The organism is Streptomyces sp. NPDC041713 (assembly GCF_055591085.1).
This window is the reverse complement of record NZ_JBVIZY010000030.1, coordinates 1-1,589: the sequence shown is the minus strand read 5'-3', so window position 1 is coordinate 1,589 and position 1,589 is coordinate 1. Positions and strand designations below refer to the sequence as shown.

The following is a 1,589-nucleotide window of genomic DNA, read 5'->3' as shown; positions in this document are numbered from 1 at the left end:
CCGCTACGAACGCAAGCCCGAACACTTCCTCGCCTTCACCGCCATCTCGGCAACCCTCATATGCCACCGCCGAATCGCCAAATGAAATGGCGTCTGAAATCGGGTCTGCCGCAGGCCGCGGGCAGTTCGTGAACCGTCCCCGCGGCCGAACTGCATCGCCATACGCTTCTCTCATGAAGCCGAGCGACTTCTTCATCCAGTTACCGGACGACAACTGGAACATGCACGACGAGTTCGAATTGAAGCTCACCCAGCAGTTGCGTCAGGGTCAGCTCGAGGTGGTGGGGATCGGTCTGGACACGGCGGTCACGTTGCTGATCACGGTGGGGGACAACCCAGAACGGCTCGACAGCGAGGCGGCCTTCGCCGCGCTGTGCGGAGTCAGCCCCGTCGAGCGCTCCTCGGGACGCCGACAGGTCCGCCGCCTCAACCACGGCGGCGACCGGCAAGCCAACGCCGCCCTTCACCGCATCGTGTTCACGCGCCTGCGGGTCGACCCACGTACCAAGGACTACTACGAGCGCCGCATCAAGGAGGGCAAGACCCGACGCGAAATCGTCCGTTGCCGCTCACGCTACGCGGCCCGGGAGGTCTTCCACCTGGTCGAACACCTACAGCCAGTACCCCGCGCATAGGCGCTGTCGTGACAGATGAGAGGGTCTGGCGGGTGAGTGAGCCACCGAAGAACACCCTGCAATACCGCTTTGACGGGCCCGAAGACGCCCCCGTGCTGATCCTGGGTGCCTCCCTCGGTACCACATGGCATAGGTGGGCGAATGCGTCTCGCGGGGTCTAGGTAGTCCAGGTCAGGGGCGTAGGTGCAGGTCAGGGGCTTGCGGTCCGGGTGCATCTACGTGGTTGGTGACTTATTCGTGACTGGTGTGACTCACAGAAGCCCCCGCCGGATCGAGTCCGGCGGGGGCTTCTGCGTGCACGGGGTCCCGCTGGTGGGCTGGCTCAGTAGATTCGCTTGCGCCCCACCGAGACGGCCCTGATGTCCGGCAGCGGAGATACGCCGCTGACGGAATCAATCGGAAGTTTCCACCCCGGAAGGCGCCACTCAATTTCAGGTTACGCCGGTTCGGATTTCCACAAGTAGACCGACAAGCCCAAAGCCCACCATCACCCATCCGAAAATCCGAAGTTGGCGTGGCGAAGATCTCTCCCCAGGGCCAGGGAGCGAGGCCAAAAGGAACGCGAAGAATCGATCGGAGAGATCTGCGACGTTGCGCGCGAAAAGGATTCCGATAGCGATCATTGCCGCATAGAAGATCACCGCTCCCACGCTCATTTCGGACGAGGCTCGACCGGCGAGTTCAATCTGATTCACTTCGCACCAACTACCACTTGAATATGTCACCGATTCGACCGACTTTGGTGTCGTGTGAACTTGTCACACCTACCTCTATGCCCAACCCGCCGATCAACCCGACATTTGTGCTCCCAACTGGTTCTCCCCGACTGTTCGTGGCACCGATTGCTCTCTCATGACTAAGACGCCATTTCATTTGGCGATTCGGCGGTGGCATATGAGGGTTGCCGAGATGGCGGTGAAGGCGAGGAAGTGTTCGGGCTTGCGTTCGTAGCGG

1 protein-coding gene and 1 pseudogene are annotated in these 1,589 nt (G+C 61.4%); one reads left to right on the top strand and one right to left on the bottom strand.

Going from position 1 to position 1,589, the window contains the following annotated elements; all coding sequences use genetic code 11:
- A partial coding sequence (locus tag ACZ6CV_RS37215) for a hypothetical protein (RefSeq protein WP_469256337.1) occupies nucleotides 1-196 on the bottom strand: 196 nt, incomplete at its 3' end.
- A gap of 76 nt (nucleotides 197-272) precedes the next feature.
- On the opposite strand from ACZ6CV_RS37215, the pseudogene ACZ6CV_RS37210 reads away from it, so the two are divergent.
- Nucleotides 273-635, top strand: a pseudogene (locus tag ACZ6CV_RS37210) (transposase); the annotation flags it as partial.
- Nucleotides 636-1,589: the final 954 nt, after the last annotated feature.